At 29.0% G+C, this 16,831-nt stretch carries 12 protein-coding genes and 2 tRNA genes; 6 read left to right on the top strand and 8 right to left on the bottom strand.

Annotated features, from left to right (window positions below; translation table 4 throughout):
- Positions 1-643: 643 nt before the first annotated feature.
- Together ACJA22_RS00935 and ACJA22_RS00930 are read right to left on the bottom strand one after the other, a co-directional pair.
- Entirely contained in the window at positions 644-1,225 is a 582-nt protein-coding gene (locus ACJA22_RS00935) for a thymidine kinase (protein ID WP_406617257.1), read from the bottom strand.
- Between the two features lie 91 nt (positions 1,226-1,316).
- Positions 1,317-2,690 (bottom strand): M17 family metallopeptidase, encoded by a 1,374-nt coding sequence (locus tag ACJA22_RS00930; protein WP_406617256.1) that lies wholly within the window; start codon positions 2,688-2,690, stop codon positions 1,317-1,319.
- A 95-nt stretch (positions 2,691-2,785) separates the two neighbouring features.
- Here ACJA22_RS00930 and ACJA22_RS00925 point away from each other — a divergent pair, with 95 nt between their 5' ends.
- The 3 genes from ACJA22_RS00925 to ACJA22_RS00915 all read left to right on the top strand — a co-directional run bounded on the left by ACJA22_RS00925 (position 2,786) and on the right by ACJA22_RS00915 (position 6,104).
- Positions 2,786-3,802: an ECF transporter S component gene (locus ACJA22_RS00925; RefSeq protein ID WP_406617255.1), complete on the top strand. Its 1,017-nt coding sequence runs from the start codon at positions 2,786-2,788 to the stop codon at positions 3,800-3,802.
- A gap of 212 nt (positions 3,803-4,014) precedes the next feature.
- Positions 4,015-4,090, top strand: a tRNA-Lys gene (locus ACJA22_RS00920).
- A gap of 175 nt (positions 4,091-4,265) precedes the next feature.
- Complete coding sequence (locus ACJA22_RS00915; protein ID WP_406617254.1) at positions 4,266-6,104, top strand: ribonuclease J; 1,839 nt, start codon at positions 4,266-4,268, stop codon at positions 6,102-6,104.
- 130 nt (positions 6,105-6,234) lie between these two features.
- Here ACJA22_RS00915 and ACJA22_RS00910 read toward each other — a convergent pair whose 3' ends face one another.
- The 6 genes from ACJA22_RS00910 to ACJA22_RS00885 form a co-directional block, all read right to left on the bottom strand.
- The gene (locus ACJA22_RS00910; protein WP_406617253.1) at positions 6,235-7,086 is read right to left on the bottom strand and encodes an ABC transporter permease; all 852 of its coding nucleotides are present in this window, start codon (positions 7,084-7,086) and stop codon (positions 6,235-6,237) included.
- Positions 7,079-8,011 (bottom strand): ATP-binding cassette domain-containing protein, encoded by a 933-nt coding sequence (locus ACJA22_RS00905; protein ID WP_406617252.1) that lies wholly within the window; start codon positions 8,009-8,011, stop codon positions 7,079-7,081. The genes ACJA22_RS00910 and ACJA22_RS00905 overlap by 8 nt, the downstream gene beginning before the upstream one ends.
- A gap of 64 nt (positions 8,012-8,075) precedes the next feature.
- Positions 8,076-8,420 (bottom strand): 30S ribosome-binding factor RbfA, encoded by a 345-nt coding sequence (rbfA, locus tag ACJA22_RS00900; RefSeq protein ID WP_406617251.1) that lies wholly within the window; start codon positions 8,418-8,420, stop codon positions 8,076-8,078.
- A gap of 71 nt (positions 8,421-8,491) precedes the next feature.
- A tRNA-Thr gene (locus ACJA22_RS00895) sits at positions 8,492-8,567 on the bottom strand.
- Between the two features lie 621 nt (positions 8,568-9,188).
- Positions 9,189-10,406 (bottom strand): hypothetical protein, encoded by a 1,218-nt coding sequence (locus tag ACJA22_RS00890; RefSeq protein ID WP_406617250.1) that lies wholly within the window; start codon positions 10,404-10,406, stop codon positions 9,189-9,191.
- Positions 10,391-11,209, bottom strand: a complete 819-nt coding sequence (locus tag ACJA22_RS00885) for a hypothetical protein (RefSeq protein WP_406617249.1) — start codon at positions 11,207-11,209, stop codon at positions 10,391-10,393. Before ACJA22_RS00885 ends, ACJA22_RS00890 begins: the two co-directional genes overlap by 16 nt.
- A gap of 551 nt (positions 11,210-11,760) precedes the next feature.
- Here ACJA22_RS00885 and ACJA22_RS00880 point away from each other — a divergent pair.
- From ACJA22_RS00880 to ACJA22_RS00870, 3 genes are read left to right on the top strand one after another with little or no spacing between them, the layout of a single operon-like run.
- Complete coding sequence (locus ACJA22_RS00880; RefSeq protein WP_406617248.1) at positions 11,761-11,961, top strand: helix-turn-helix transcriptional regulator; 201 nt, start codon at positions 11,761-11,763, stop codon at positions 11,959-11,961.
- 1 nt (position 11,962) lies between these two features.
- Complete coding sequence (locus ACJA22_RS00875; protein ID WP_406617247.1) at positions 11,963-15,058, top strand: type I restriction endonuclease; 3,096 nt, start codon at positions 11,963-11,965, stop codon at positions 15,056-15,058.
- Between the two features lie 20 nt (positions 15,059-15,078).
- On the top strand, positions 15,079-16,737 hold the full coding sequence (locus ACJA22_RS00870) for a class I SAM-dependent DNA methyltransferase (RefSeq protein ID WP_406617246.1): 1,659 nt from the start codon (positions 15,079-15,081) through the stop codon (positions 16,735-16,737).
- Positions 16,738-16,831 lie beyond the last annotated feature (94 nt).

The raw sequence follows: 16,831 nt of genomic DNA, 5'->3' as shown, positions 1-16,831 counted from the left end.
CCTTAACTATTTATATTATTTATAAAATTATACATAATTATTTTGTTCCAGAGCGATGTGTTGAAATTGAATGTATTTAGTATGGTTTATATACCCCTTATAAATAGCATCATTTTTTAACAAATTTAACTATAAAATAAGCAAATAAGAAAATTCAAACAAAACAAAAATATATTAAAAAATGGATCTTTTATCTTGCTTTAAATGTTTCCATATATTTATTTAAGTAATAAAAACGCTGAATTTTAATGCTGAAGTTATATTAACTTTTTGAGCTAATATATATCAAAATGTCTATATTAAAGTGCTGTTTTTGTTTTATATTTTCATTTTAGAATGAAAAGTCTATTTTTTCATAATAACTTCTTAAATTGATTTTTAATAATTAAGCAATATTGAATTTTCCTTAAAAATTGAAATAACTAAAAATGCAGAATACAGACGCATTTAATGTTATTTCAGACTTTCTAAATACATCTATAAAATAGTGCGAAAATAAAAATACAAAAATTTATTCTGTTATTTTCTTTCAGATAATTTAACCCAAAATATATCTAAAAATTTATTTGGTTATTTTAAAAAAACGTTTTTCAAATTTATTAAATTTACAAAAAATATATAGGTTATAAGCCTATATACTAAATTAATCTTTTGTTATTTTTGTTTTTTCTTTTTCACCCTTAATGTGGCAAATTCTGCATCTAGCTTCATATTCAGAATCACCTAAAACATTAAGATTATCGTCTTTTATTTTTCTAAAACTAAAGCCAGCATCCATTTTACATGAAACACAAACTGCTTTTAGTTTTAAAATATCATCAGCAATTGCTAATACCTGAGGCATTATACCAAATGGTCTTCTTTTGAAGTCCATATCAAGACCAGAGCAAATTACTCTAACACCTTTATAAATTAATTGATCAATAACTTCAAGGAGTTTTTCATCCATGAAGTTTACTTCATCAATAGCTACTGCTTTATATGAAGGATCTCAATAATTTCAGATGTCTTCTGATGAAGAAACATTAACCGCATTATTTTTAGCACCAGTTCTACTTACTATTTCGTTTTCACTAAAACGATTATCAAATAGAGGTTTTATGATTAATGTCTTAATACCAGCTATTTCTAAAATTTTAATTCTTTTAAGTAGTTCTTCTGTTTTTCCAGAGAACATTGGACCTGTTATAACTTCAAGTTGACCTGAACCATTTTTTAAATACATTTTTATACCTCGCTACGCAAATAAACTAATTAATAAAAAGACCATAGGGAATTAATTAATAAATTCTACTAAGGTCTTATTATTTTTGGAATTAAATTAAGCTTAACTCAGCAAGTGTTTTAATTAAAACACCTTGAGCCATTTCATCGATTTCTGCTGTACCAGCAACATCACAGTGAATGTATTCAACACCATCTGTAAATTCTTTTAAGAACATAGCAGCTGAACATGAACCAGCATTTCCTGATAAGTCAGTGTTTTTTAAATCAGCAACTTTAGATGCTTTGATGTTTTTGCTAAATGCTTTATCAAAAGGCATTCTTCATACTAATTCGTGTGCTTTGTGAGCAGCTGTTGAGAATTCATCTCAAGCTTTATCACTGGTTGCTCAAATACCTGTGTAAGTTGTACCTAAAGCAATAAGAATAGCACCAGTTAATGTAGCAACGTCAATTAAACGAGTAGCTTTAAGAACTCTAGCACCGTAAGTTAAACCATCAGCCATAACTAAACGACCTTCAGCGTCGGTGTTGTTAATTTCAACTGTTTTACCATTCATAGCTGTTCAAACTGAATCAGGTAATGAAGCATCACCATTAATTCTGTTATCTGTAATACACATAATTGCAGCTACATTTTTCTTAGGTTTTAATTGAGCAATAGCTTTCATTGTTGAAGCAACAATTACACTACCTGACATATCGAATTTCATACCTAACATATGTCTTGGACCTTTAAGTGAGTATCCACCTGAGTCGAATGTAATACCTTTACCAATCATAGCTGTTTTTTCTTTTGTTTTAGGATCACCGATGTATTCAATAACAACAACACGAGGTTCGTAAACGCTACCTCTGTTTACTGAAAGTAATAATCCCATTTTTTCTTCTTCGATTTGTTTTTTATTTAAAACAGTTACTTTTAAGTTTTTGTATTGTGCTAAATCTTTTTTAACAACTTCAGCTAAGTATTCTGAATTACAAATGTTTGGTGGAGTCATTTGTAAGTTTCTAGCAAAGTTTGTAGCTTCAGCTAAGATTAAAGCTTTCTTTAAAGCTTCTTCGTTTTCTTTAGAAGGTTGTTCTAATAAAGCTTCTAAAGTTTTAAATTGTTCTTGGTCAGCTTTTGCTTTAGCACTGTAAATTGGACCTTGAACAAAGTAAATTGCACGTGTAAATGAATCAATAACATCGTTAAGTGTTAATTTTTCAGTTACAAATGATGCTAGATCAACTTGATAATCTCTAGTTGCATTTTGTGCTAAGGTTTTGAAAAATGTTGTTAAACCACCAAAGCATAATTCTTTTTTATCACCTAAAAAAGCGTATGCTTTATTTTCACTTAAGTATTCTGTAACAACATTTTGTTTTTGAATTAAAAAGTCATCTTTTAATTCATCTTTAAAAGCGGCTTGTAATAAAACTAATTTGTTTCTTTTTGTAGCAAATTTTTTAAAAAGACTCATATCTTTGCCTCCTTTTTTTGATTAGTTTCTATAATAATAATTATTTTATCATTTTAAGCAATAAAGCTCCAAATAATTTATATAATTAAAACATAATGAAGAAAGAAAAGAAGAAACCTAGCTCAATCAGAGATTTTTTAACTGAATTTAGTTTATTTCCTAAATTAACAATTAGGAAAATTGCCTTTATAGGTATTTTAATTGCAATCTCAGTCGTAATTTTTATTATCTTTGCTTCATTTGTGCCTATTATCTCAATTCCATCATATAAGATAAGTTTTATCGGACTTCCGATTAAAATTAGCGGTTTTATTTTTGGTCCTTTAGTCGGCGGAATGGTTGGATTAATTAGTGATTTAATCTCATTTGCTATGTTCCCAACTTTCTATAATATTTACTATACACTAGCCGCAGTAGTTGATGGTGTAGTTTCTGGTTTTGTTGGTATCATCTTCATGAAAGTTCTTAAATATGCTTTTGGTGGTGAATTTAAGGATGCTACTTATGAAAGCTTAATTTATAAATATAGATTAAAGATTGAAAAAATTAAACTAAAAGATCCTGATAGCCCAAAAATTACTAAGCTAGAAAACAAAATTATTGCTACAAACGAAAGCCGTAAGAAGATTAAATTATTAGGAACAGAAACAAGTTTATTAAATGTTAATATGATAGTCTCCACAACGGTGATAGCTTTAGCTTGTGTATTCATTTTTATAATTGTTTATTTAAAGATTGATAATAATACTATTGTTAACTACAGTGTTATTCCAAACAAATTAGGTCTGTTATTAATGATGGAATCGGGTTATATTTGCATGCTTATTTTCTTAATCGTAGCTAGATTTAAAATGAAACCTAAACGTTATTTAGTAATAGTTCCAATCGTTATTTTCTCAGCTTTAATCGAATTAATTAATGTACCTCTTTTATCATTAGCTGACTACTCAGCAACTAATAGTTCAGCAGCTGGTGGAACGATTATTACATATATGTTCCAACACATTATGTTTACACCAGTAAAGATTTGATTTAACATGTTCATCATTTTCTTTACACACAATGTAATAGCGCCACTTATTAATAAAAATAATGATATTATGTACAACTAAAATGTAAGTCTTAAAATCCAAAAAGGTTTTAAGATTTTTTATTTTTAGAACCGCAAAATAAAATTTAAGAATGAGTTTAGCAGTTTTAAACTACAACCATAAATTTTATTATTTAATTGTTTTATAGTGGTTTTAGGTAAAATAACGCTCGCAAAATTTGCATAAAAATACTTAGTTATTTATAAGTTTTGTTATATAATAATAACGCAATTGCATCGTTAGCTCAGTCGGTAGAGCAGCTGGCTCTTAACCAGCGGGTCACAGGTTCGAACCCTGCACGATGTACCATTTCTTCAAAAAGAAGACCGATCAGCATTAGGCTGATTTTTCTTTTTGGCAAAATTTCTATAATTAATATTTATTAAAATTGTAAATATATATTAAAATAATATTAAGTTGTTAAACCCTTAATGTTTCAATAAATGATTTATATTATTAAACTAAAATAAAGAAGGAGATTAATATGACCCCAACACGTTTAATTGCTATTGGTGGAGTTCAAGAAATTGGTAAATCCACTTTAATTGCTGAATACAGTAAACATATTTTCATTATTGATGCTGGTATTAAATTTGCTGATACAGCAACTACTGGTATTAAAGGTATCATTCCTGATTACAAATACTTAGAAGATAAAAAAGATAATATTGAAGGTTTATTTATTACCCACGGTCACGAAGACCACATCGGTGGCGTTGTTTATTTAGTTAAGCAAGTTCATCTTAAAAAAATCTTCGCACCTAGAATTGCTATTCAATATTTAAAACTTAAATTTGATGAACATAGAATTACACACAAAGTTGAATTTATTGAAATTGATAAATCAGATGTTTATGATTTTGGTGATGGATGTAAAGTAGACTTTTGAACTGCACAACACTCAATTCCAGATGCTTTTGGTATTAGAGTTACAACTCCAAATGGTTCATTAATGTGTACTGGTGACTTCAGATTTGATTACAATCCTATTGGTGAAATTTATACCGACTTTACAAAATTGGATCAAATTGGTAAAGAAGGCTTAACTGTATTATTCTCTGATTCAACTAATGCTATGCGTCCATTTCACTCACCAAGTGAAAGTGATATCTTAATTGATATTGAAAGACACATGAGAGCAGCAACAAGAAAAACTATTGTTACAGCTTTTGCTTCAAACTTAACAAGAGTTAAAGCTATTATTGACTTAGCAGTTAAACTTAAGAAAAAAGTAGCTTGCTTTGGTCGTTCAATGGTTCAAGGTGTTAAGATTGGTCGTAAATTAGGATACATTAAAGCACCTAATAATGTTTTTGTTGAAAAGAAAGAAATTAATAATGTTCCTGATAATGAATTAGTAGTCTTAACCACTGGTAGTCAAGGTGAACAATTAGCTGCTTTAAGTAGAATGAGCTACGGTAAGCATGCTACTGTAAACATTCAAAAAGGTGATATGGTTATTTTTTCATCTAACCCAATTCCTGGAAACAGAATGGTTACTGAATTATTAATTAACAGATTAGCTAAACTAGGAGCAATCATTAAAGAAAACGGACCTGATGGTTATTTACATACTTCAGGGCATGCTTATAAACATGAACATGATAAAATTTTCCAATTAACTAGACCGAAATACTTCATGCCTTACCACGGTGAATACAGAATGAGTATTGTACACGGTGAAAGTGCTGTAAGAAACGGTGTTGATCCTAAAAACGTTTTTGTGCCTGAAATGGGTAGAGTTTACAACATGATTGATAATGTTATAACTCCAACTAATGAAAAAATAGAATATGGTCCAATTTATATCGACGGTATTACTACATTAAATTTAAATGGTGCGATTATTAAAGAAAGAGCAACATTAGCAAACAGTGGTTTTGTAAATATTATCTTTACAATTAATAAAGAAACCAATTCAATCGTTGGTCGTCCAACTTTAATTAGTCGTGGAAGCTTTTATGTAAAAACGTCTTTAGAGTTAGTTGAAGAGGCTAAAAGAATAGCTCATGGTGCCGTTTTATATCATATTAAAAATAATGAAAATTGAACCGTTGTTGATTTAAAACAATTAATTACTGATAGACTAGAAGCTCTATTTTATAAGGAAAAACGGAGAAGACCAGTTATTATTCCAACTATCTTATTTGAAGGCGAAGAAAACGATCCTCGCTTTGAAAAAGTTAAAGTTAAATTCGTAACAGTTAAGAAAACTGATAAGAAAGAAACAACTACCAAAATTATGAATGACCTTAAAGCAGATATTTTTGGTTCAGATGAAGAACGTAATGAAGAATTACGTGATAGCATGGAAGATGAATAATATTTAATATCAAGACACATCTTATTAATAGGTGTGTTTTTTGTTGCCTTTATTATGCTAGGTGTTATATTAACGGCACGCAAAAACTCCACACAGTAGTGAGTTAATTACTCAGTGTGTGGAGTGTAAATTATCTAGCCTTTTTAGAATTATAAGTTAAAGCAACTGATAAGGTTAATGATAATAAGGCAAAACCAGCAGTGTAGATTAATGAACCTCATCAAGGCATATCTAATGTTGCTCAGGTTATTTTATATTGATCAGCATATACACCAACATTAAAAGGTGAAAGATCATGAAGTACTATTCATTTCATTAATGATGTGACTTGAGTTGCGGGTAGAATAGTTGAAAAGCCTTGTAATCAGATAGGTAATATAGTTAAAGGAATAAAAGCTCCAATTAAGAATCCAGCAACTGATGAAAGAGCAGCAGTAATAGCTGAATAAGCAGTAACATTTTTGATATAACTAAAAACAAAAGTAAAGAAGATTGAATTTGCTAAAGCGCCAAGAATAACTACTAATAGGACATATATACTTTTAGGACCACTAAGAACGCTTAGTGTTTGTCTAATAGCCATATAAATGATTAATAACGTAAAAACTAATAAACTTATTAAAACATTAAGCAAGCAGTTAAAGAATAAATAGCTTAATCTAATAGTTGATGTTTTAATAGGCGTCATTGTAAAGTCATTGAATATTTTCTTTTCAGAATCTTGCACCATGAACACGGATAAGCTAACTGCATTAGTTAATACAGTCATCGACATTAAACCAAACAATAATCATGCATCAGCATATTTAAGAGCATCTATGTCGCTTAAACCTCTAACACTAGTTGAAAATAAATATTTACCAAATACTACGAAAATAATAAAAGTAAGAACTGGAGAAAAGAACGTCATAATTATTTTTCTAGCATCTGTAAAGAATAATTTAACAATTCTTACAAACAAAGCATTTAAATTTTTACACATTTTGTTGTTCCTTTGTTACATTTAAAAATACGTCATCCATTGTTCCTTTTTTAAGTTCATAGTCACTAAATAAATGTTTATATTTATCTAGGAATGAATCAGCTTCTTGATATTTATCAAAGTAGATGTTATAAATATTGTTTTCAAAAGTGTGTTCAAGCTTATGAAGTTCAAGAGCTTTTTCTAATTCTAAAATTGGTTTCGAATAGACGGATATCACTGTTTTACTGTACTTTTGTTTCAATTCAGCTGGAGTGCCTTCAACAATTTTTTCGCCCTTATTAATGATAATTGCATAATCACAATTATTAGCTTCTTCCATATAGTGAGTGGTTAAAATAATTGTTAGCTTTCTTTCTTTTTGAATTCTTTTAAGAATGTCTCAAACTAATTGACGGTTATTTGGATCTAAACCAGTTGTAGGTTCATCTAAGAATAAAATCTCTGGTTTATGAAGCAAAGCACGTGCAATATCAACTCTTCTTTTTTGACCGCCACTTAAGGTGCGATATTTTTGTTTTAGAATACTTTCTAAACCAAAATCATTTACAACCTTATTTACTAAATCAATTGGTTTTAAATCTTTAAAGTATTTATGATATAAAGTAGCTCTAATCAATAAATTGTCTTTAACACTTAAGTTATCATCAAGAATCGATTCTTGAAACACCACTCCAATTTTATTTCTAACTTGTTCAAAATCTTTTTCAGTGGTTAATTCTTTATTTTCAATAAGAACAGTTCCTGAATCTTTTTTAAGAAGTCCAACAATAATATTTAAGGTTGTTGTTTTACCAGCGCCATTAATTCCTAGAAAGCCATAAAGTTGTCCTTTATTAACTTTAAAGCTCAAATTATTTAGAGCCTTTTTCCCTTTGAAAGATTTACATAAATCTTTTACTTTTAAAATGATTTCATCTTCCATTTTTTACCTCTTATGAGCGCAAAAATTTTAAAAATCACGAAATGCAAACAATCGTGATATTTAATTATTTGTTATTCTCTTTTTTAATTTGTTCAAGTATTTGATCAATTTTCATTCCTTGTTTTTCAACTTCATCAATATAGAAATGTAATTCAGGTACTTTTCTTCAATTGAGTGATTTTGAGAGAGCTTTACGAATATAACCAGAAGCATTTTGAACTGCTTTAAGTCCTTTTACTTCATTGTCCTCAAAAGCTAGATACACTTTAACATGTGATAAATCATCCGATAATACTACATCAACAACTGTTGGATTATGGATATTTGCATTAGTTAAGTCTTGAGTAATGATTGAAGCAATAAATTGCTTAATCTGACATTCCCTTTTTAATATATTAATATTTTTCATATTACTATTTTACATCTTTCAACCTAATAAAATAAAAGAAAAAGGCTTGTATTTAACAAACCTTTAACAAATGGTGCCAACAACAGGAATCGAACCTGCGACCCCATCCTTACCATGGATGTGCTCTACCGACTGAGCTATGATGGCGTTGTATTTATTATAATTTAAAAAACTAATTTGCATAATATTTATTTTTGTAAATCGATTCTTTTTATAAATTTGCAAAAATCAAATTTTACAAAACAAAAAGCTAGATATTTAGTATTTGGGTTTAAAGAAACTTTAAACAAATTCGTTACAGATGATGAACATTAAGAAATATTGTTGTTTAAAATAATAAAATTCTAGAGTTTTTCGTAAATAACCTTTAGGAATAGAATTAAAAAATCTCGACGTTATCTAAACGTAAAGATTTAAAAATTTTCAAAATATAATCTGCGCAAAATCATTATAGTTTTTTTCTTTTATAAAAGAAGAATTTTAATATTTTTACAACAACCAATTCTTTTTAAAAAAATCATCATTTTTTAAATTCTGTTCAAATAATTCACATAATATTTATTTTTGCAAATGGAGCCTCTTTGACAAATACCTCTTTAAAACAGCCAAATATGTATCAATTTTATAGGGTTAGCTAAAGTAATTGCCAATTAAAAGATCAAAAAATAACAAGTTTAATAAAACCTGTTATTTGATTTATCTTTATAGTAAATGATCATATTATTTTTTATCTTTAGAAGTAGTTGTTTTGTCTTTCTTAGTGGTGCTTTAGCTTCTTCTCTTTGTAGTGCTTGTGGCACTATCATCTTTTTTAGCAGTATTCAACGTCCCCATCTTATTACCACAAAAATTATACTCATGTCTCATTTCATCAAGTAATTTTTCTTTTAAAGCATCTTTTATTAAAGCAGGCTGGTTAAAATATATACAGAAAGGTTCTTTAGTGTATTCTAAAGCCTTATTTATAACTTCCGGCTTAATAAAACTCGTCGCATCCTTTAATTCAGCAAACTTTCTTAAATTCATATACTTTTCTTTAGACCTTTGCCTAATTTCATATTCTACTTCTAATCCTTCAATAAGTCAATCTTTCACATTATATCTTTTAGCATCAGTAAGTTTTCAAATAGTCTCGCCATTTACTTTTCAATGATGATTATTAGTAAGTTCTTCAATCTTTTGCAAATAGCCAAAATTAATTAACACTTTTTCAGTATCGTGTATTAATTTATACATTTCTATTAATCTTTTTCACGCCTCTGGGTGACTATATTTATCAATTTCTACTGGAGCATTATTTTTATACTGGTTTTGTAAAAATGTAATCCCTTGTGGACTTGATAAATATTCTATCCAGTTGATGCTTTCAAAGCCAGATGATATTCATCCTTTCTTTTTAGCATCATCCATTGTATTAATTGTTGCATTATCAAAAGGACATCTTGATAAATAAAAGTAATACTTACCTACTTTATCAAGTTCTGCGATGTCTAACGGCAATCCATAAGCAGCACTTAAAGAATTTACCATATTAGTAAAAATCTCTAATCAAGCATCACTTAACTCTTTTTCTTCTTCTTTACTTAAATCTTTTCTAAATTCATACATTACCATATCATCTTTTCAAGTAGTATCTTTCAAATAATTATCAGACATTACTAAATACTTGAAAATGTTTTTAGCAGGTAAAGGCCACTCATCCATATGTATCTTTTTTCAACCGGTTTTGCTTTCTTTATCAGGAAAAGATAACACACTTGGTAAGAAGAAAATATTATCTTTTGTAGGAAAGCCATAAATGTTAATTGCATTAGGATGGTTATTAAGAATAGAATAATCAGGTTTTGCATTGAAAAGTCTAAATGATGTTGTTCCACCAATCCCCATACATCTTTTCTTAAATATTTCATTTACATAAGCAAGTACCGGCTCTTCTTTTAAAACAATCATATTTTTAGCAAATTCTCAATCTACATTTTTGCCCATCACGCTCTCCTTTTACTTGCTTTTTTAGGTTTATTTTCTTCTTTATTTTCTTCTCTATTTTCTTCTTCATTAAACAAGACTCACTCATCTGTATTAGGTACTTTATTTATTTCAGGTACTTTTTCTTCTTGTGATTGCTTTGCAATTTTTTCTAAAATCATCTTATTCATATCATATTCATTTTGTTTAGCACTATCTTTATCAATTTCTCTTTTTAGTCTTGGTGTATTATTAAACATTTCATCTAATTCACTTAATAATAAGTCTTTATTGTTAGGTGTTCTCAAATTATTTTCATCTTCATTAATATTTTTTCACACCATATCCACCATTGCACTTTTGAATTCTTCTATGCTATATCGTTTATTGTTTATATTGTTTGTGTCGGTACTATCTTTCATAAGGTCTTCCACATAATCATCATCAAAAAACATTTTTAAAACTTTCTTTTGTTCTTCTTTGGTTAATTTATTTTGTTCATCATCTAAATTATTCAATTTTCTACCAAGTACCATTTCTATATCTTCTTTTTTATTCTTATCTTCTACATAAACAAACTTCATAAAATCTCTAAACTTATTAAGTTGCATTTCATAATTAGAGCCCCTAAAATAAGTAGGAGGTACATCAATTACATATGGACTAAAATTACTTTTAAAAACTTCTTTCGCAAAATCATTTTTAGCATAGTTATTAATATATCTCTCCAAAGCAATTTTATCGCCTTTACGTAAATGTCCTACATCTTCAGGTAAATTTATCAATCTAAAAGGGCTATTAACATAATTCTTAATATACTCCAATTTCTCTTTTCTAAAATTATCACTTTCTTTTTTATTACTTTTCTAAAAAACTGACGGTTTTTTTCAAACTTTTTACCGTTAAAAAGTTTGTTTTTTAAAAATTTAGCACAATAAATGATATTATATCATTTATTGTGCTAAAAAATTATAAATTTTGAGTTTTTCGAAAAAACTCTAAGTTATTTGGCTGTATGATGAAATTTAAAAATAAGGACTATTTTAAAGCAAATAAATCAGGAAAAAATATTCAGATAACTAATTTCCGAGTTCATCTTTAAACAGTTGATTTTGCCTATTTTGTTTATAGCTAAATACATAGAACAAAAAGCTAAAATTCGTTATTTTTGAATTTCACTTTGCAGTTAAAAATTCGTTATTTTTGAAGTTCACTTTACAGCTAAAAATTCGTTATTTTTGAATTTCTTGTAAGTGTTGTATTTTTAAAGTATTCTTCATAAAATTTACCAAATAATCCTGTATAAAGCTAGAAATTTTCTGAAAAATGTGCTATAATATGAAAGAATGTGAATAAAGATTGGAGGACTTTATATATGAAATCTAACTATTCTGATTCGATAATTAAATTAAGAGTAAAACTTAATGTTTCTCAAACGGAATTAGCTAAAATTCTAGGAGTATCCTTTTCGTCTATTAATAGATGGGAAAAAAGAAAGTATAATCCTACAATTATAGCGAAGGAAAAATTAAAAACCCTTTTTAAAGAACACAATATTGAATTGGAGGAAATGTAATGTGTATAAACATTTTAACGAAGATACGAGGGTGAAGTTTCCTGCCACAGTTCAATTTATGCGTCTCGGTTACGAATACCAATCATTAAAGGGCGCTAAAATCGATTTCAGCACAAACATTTTCATTGATAGATTTAAGGCTGCACTTGAAAAGATTAATGGACGCACTATTGAAAATGATGAGTTAAACCAATTAATAGCAGACATTACAAGGATGATAAAAAATAACGATTTAGGCAAAGAGTTCTATAATCGCCTTTTGTCAAGTGAATATCCTATCAAACTTATTGACTTTGAAAATATTGATAATAATGATTTTGCCGTTGTAGATGAATTACCATTTAGTACTAAGGAGACTACTGAAGAAGGGTCATTCCGTCCTGATATAAACATTTTAATCAATGGTATGCCTTTAGCGTTTTTAGAAGTTAAAAAGCCAAACAACCCGGGCGGTATTCAGGTTGAATTTAATAGAATGATTAATAAGAGATTAAGTAATGACGACTACAATCATTTCTTCAACATCATTCAAATAGTATCATTCTCTAACAATATGGAATACGAAGATACAGATGACCAATCAGCAAACGAGGTAAAGGCCGGTTCGTTCTATACTACACCTAATGGATCTAGCACATCATTTTCTTTCTTTAGAGAAGATATAATTGATTATCATGAAAATTATCCTTTTAGAGAAATTGATGAGGAAACTATCAAATATATTGTAAAAGATGGTGGTTACGATCCAAGTGAAACAGAAACGCAAGAGTTTCAAACTGCTTTGTCAGGTTTAACACCTTGCAACAGATTTATAACTTCATTCTATGATAAAGAACGTTTCTTGTACTATTTGCATTATGGCATAATGTATCTTACCGAAATTAAAAAAGTGCATAATAAAACTCTTAATAAAGATGAAGAAATCCCTGTAAAGCAAAAGCATATAATGAGATATCCTCAGTTCTTTGCTACCAGAGCAATTATCAAAAGACTAGGTGAAAAGGACAAAAACGGTATTATTTGACACACTCAAGGTTCTGGTAAAACGGCATTAAGTGCCTTCTTGAATCCTATTATCGGGGACTATTTCAGTAAGAAAAAAGTCAATACTCGTTTTTTCTTTATCGTAGATAGACTCGATTTGATGATACAAGCAACTACCGAATTTAGCAACAGAGGTTTTAGAGTAGTTAATGTTTCATCCAGAAATCAATTTGCTAAAGAACTTAAAAAGCCATTGGATGATAAATATGATGGCATAGGCACTATATGTGTTGTTAACGTTCATAAGTTTATGGAAAAATCAAAACTTCCTATTGTTTTAAATGATTATAACGTAAAAACACAAAGAATATTCTTTATTGATGAGGCACACCGCGGCTATAGCATGTACGGAGAATTTTATAAAAATTTAATGAACTGTGATAAAAATGGTATTTATATTGCTATGACTGGAACTCCGCTTTTGACAAAAAAAGAGCGTTCAAATCTTAAATTTGGTGATTATATCCACAAGTACTTCTTTGATAAGTCTATCGCTGATGGTTATACTTTAAGAATTAAAAAGGAACAAATTGATACTGAAGTCAAAGCAAAAATTAGAGTAAATTTAGAACTAGAGAATAAAGATTTGAATAGTGCAGACATTTACGAGTCAAACGATTATATTGATGGTGTAAGCAGTTATATTGAAAGCGATTTTCAAACCTTTAGAACGATAAACAATGATTCTACTATTGGCAGTATGATTGTTTGTCGTTCTAACGCGCAGGCTAAAAAAATACACGAGTGGTTCAAGGAACATAGTAATCTAACTACTGGTCTTGTTTTATCTGATAGTGAGAATACTGCTGTGCAAAATGAAATAAATAAACAAAATCAAATCAACTTTAGAGAAAATGGCTACCCTGACATCTTGGTGGTTCACTTTATGCTTACTACAGGATACGATGTTAAACGTCTTAAAAAGATGTACTTGTTAAGAGGACCAAAAGCTCAAAACTTATTACAAACAATTTCAAGAGTTAACAGACCTTACAAGACTTCTTCAGGTAAAGTATATCGATACGGTTATATAGTAGACTTCGTCGACATTGAAAAAGAATATAACAGCACACTTGATGCCTATATTAAAGAGTTAGAAGAGGACATGGGTGGTGAAGACGGAGACGACACTTATCTTTCTGAAATTATTATTGACAAAGAAAACTTCAAGAAAAAGTTTGACAAAGTGGTTCTTGAATTAAAGAAATTTATTAAGCAAGACAATGTTGAACATTTTGTTTATGATATGGAACACTACACTAAAGATGAAGTTTATAAAATCAAAAAATTATTAAACGATATCAAAGAATGTTCTACGGAATTCAAACTTTCTGGAGCTAATGAATATTATGACTTGATTGACGATGATAGGCTTGAAAAATATATAAAAGAAGTAAACGCGAGAATTTCCTTTATTAATTTTCAATCTGATCCTATAGACGCTCTTAATATTATGAATAATGAAGACTGTATCAACGTTATTTATAAATTCGCCAAAACAAAAGTTTCTTCAATTGATTTAAAAAAATCTATACACCAAGAAAAAGATTTTGATAAATTGAAGAAAGTCGTTGAAGATATACAGAGTGAAGTTAAAAAGAATAAAAACAAAACAGATATAAAAATTCAAAAATTGGACGAATCATTGCGAAAAATCTTTGAAAAGCTTTCAGTTTCAAAATTCGATATCATTGAGGTAACGGATGAATTAATAAAAGTTCGTGAAGAGGCTAAACACATTAATGAAGAAAATGATCGTTCAGCACAACTTTATGGTGGGAATCACGCCTTCGTTGACACAATATCTGATGCTATTTCAGAAACAAAAATCAATAGAACGGATATTGAAAAATTGCTTGCTATCGTGTATGAAAATGTCAAAGATAATGTATCTCATGACGTTCTACTTATACAGGGTAAAAAAGGATTTATAGATTCCACTAAAGAATTGGTTACTAAAATTATCTTCAAAAATGGCTTATACAAAAAGGTTAAATCGCATTATGATAATATCTTAGGTATGCTATATGACAACTTGTTGAATTATAAATAAACAATTTTAAGGAGAAAAATATGGCAAATTATGTAGAATTAGACATTAATATAAAATCAATAATTGACGATTTAAAGGGATTGTGTTCAACAAATGGTCTTTCTAATACGGCAGGTGAAGAAATTGTTGTGACATCTGTGTTTCTTTATAAATTTTTGAATGACAAGTTCATTGCTAACTTAAAAGCTTTCGCGAAGGATATCAATGTTCCTTATGAAGAAATTATTACAAATAACGAGTATATGGACGGATTTTATGATTCTTATCCTCAAGATGTTGCTTTTTCGTATGAAGATACTATCGACTATTTAATAGGTGATTTAAATAATAGTGATTTTTATAAAAAGTTTGATGAAACGCTTGTTAGAATTTCTAATTATGATAAAAATGACGCATTTAGTGTTGATACGGCAGAAGGTACAAAGAAACCTTTATTCACTCCTCTTTCAAGCCATGTAGAACCTTCAAAGAGGAATGCATTCGCTAAAAGTATCTTTTCTTACATTACAAGAGATAGATTCGACTTCGGTGGAGCTTTTGAGGATAATTACGATTTTTTCTCAACTATCTTTGAATACTTGATTTCAGACTACAACACGGCAAGCGGTAAGTATGCGGAATATTTCACACCACAAGCATTGTCGAAAGCGATTGCTCAAATTTTAGTTAGAATGTCTCCTGTGGAAGATAGAATATATGAAATCTATGACCCTAGTGCTGGCTCTGGTTCTCTTGTGCTACACCTTGCGAACGAACTTGGTGATGGTAAATTGGGCAATAAAGCACGCGTTTATACACAAGATATCTCACAAAAGTCATCAAGATTTTTAAGAATAAATATGCTTTTGAATGGTCTTAAAGAGTCTCTTGAAAATATCATTGAAGGTGATACTTTAACAACACCTGCCCACTTCAAAACAAAAGGGGATAACGCTTCAGGCTTAAAGTGTTTTGACTATATTACATCAAACCCACCTTTCAAAACTGACTTTTCTTCTACAAGAGATACTATCGAAAGAATGTGGTCTGCTACAGATAGATTCTTTGCTGGTGTTCCTACCATTCCAAACAAGAAAAAGGATTCTATGGCAATTTATTTGCTTTTCATTCAACATATCCTTTATTCTTTAAAAGATGACGGTAAAGCTGCAATAGTTGTTCCCACGGGCTTTATAACTGCTCAAAGCGGTATTGAAAAAGCAATTAGACAAAAAATTGTTGACAACCATTGGTTAAAGGGTGTAATTTCTATGCCTTCAAATATCTTTGCAAATACAGGAACAAACGTATCAGTTCTTTTCATTGATAAAACAAATTCTGATGGAGAAATTCTATTGATGGATGCTTCTAAAATGGGACATAAAGAAAAAATCAAAGATTTACAAAAAACAGTTTTAACCCCCGAAGAGTTAAATAAAATAGTTGATGATTTTGTAGGTCACGTTATTGAAGATGATTTCACAGTTTCTGTTACATACGATGCTATAAAAGAAAAGAATTACTCACTTTCTGCAGGTCAATATTTTGATGTTAAGATTGAATATGTTGATATTTCCCAAGAAGAATATGACAAAATGATTGACGACTTTACGACTGACTTTGCAAAGTATGTTGATGATACTACTGAATTCCAAAAAGAAATTAGCCAAACATTGAAGGAGTTAAAGGTAAAATGATAACTAGATCTTTAACCAATATAAGTGTTATGCAAACAGGGAAACTTGATTCCAATGCTTTTAATGAAAATGGCATTTATTCATTTTTTACGTGTGC

This window comes from Mycoplasmopsis adleri (assembly GCF_045276205.1).
GTDB lineage: Bacteria > Bacillota_I > Bacilli_A > Mycoplasmatales > Metamycoplasmataceae > Mycoplasmopsis > Mycoplasmopsis adleri.
Note: the sequence above shows the minus strand (reverse complement) of the source record. Positions and strands in the feature narration are given on the sequence as shown.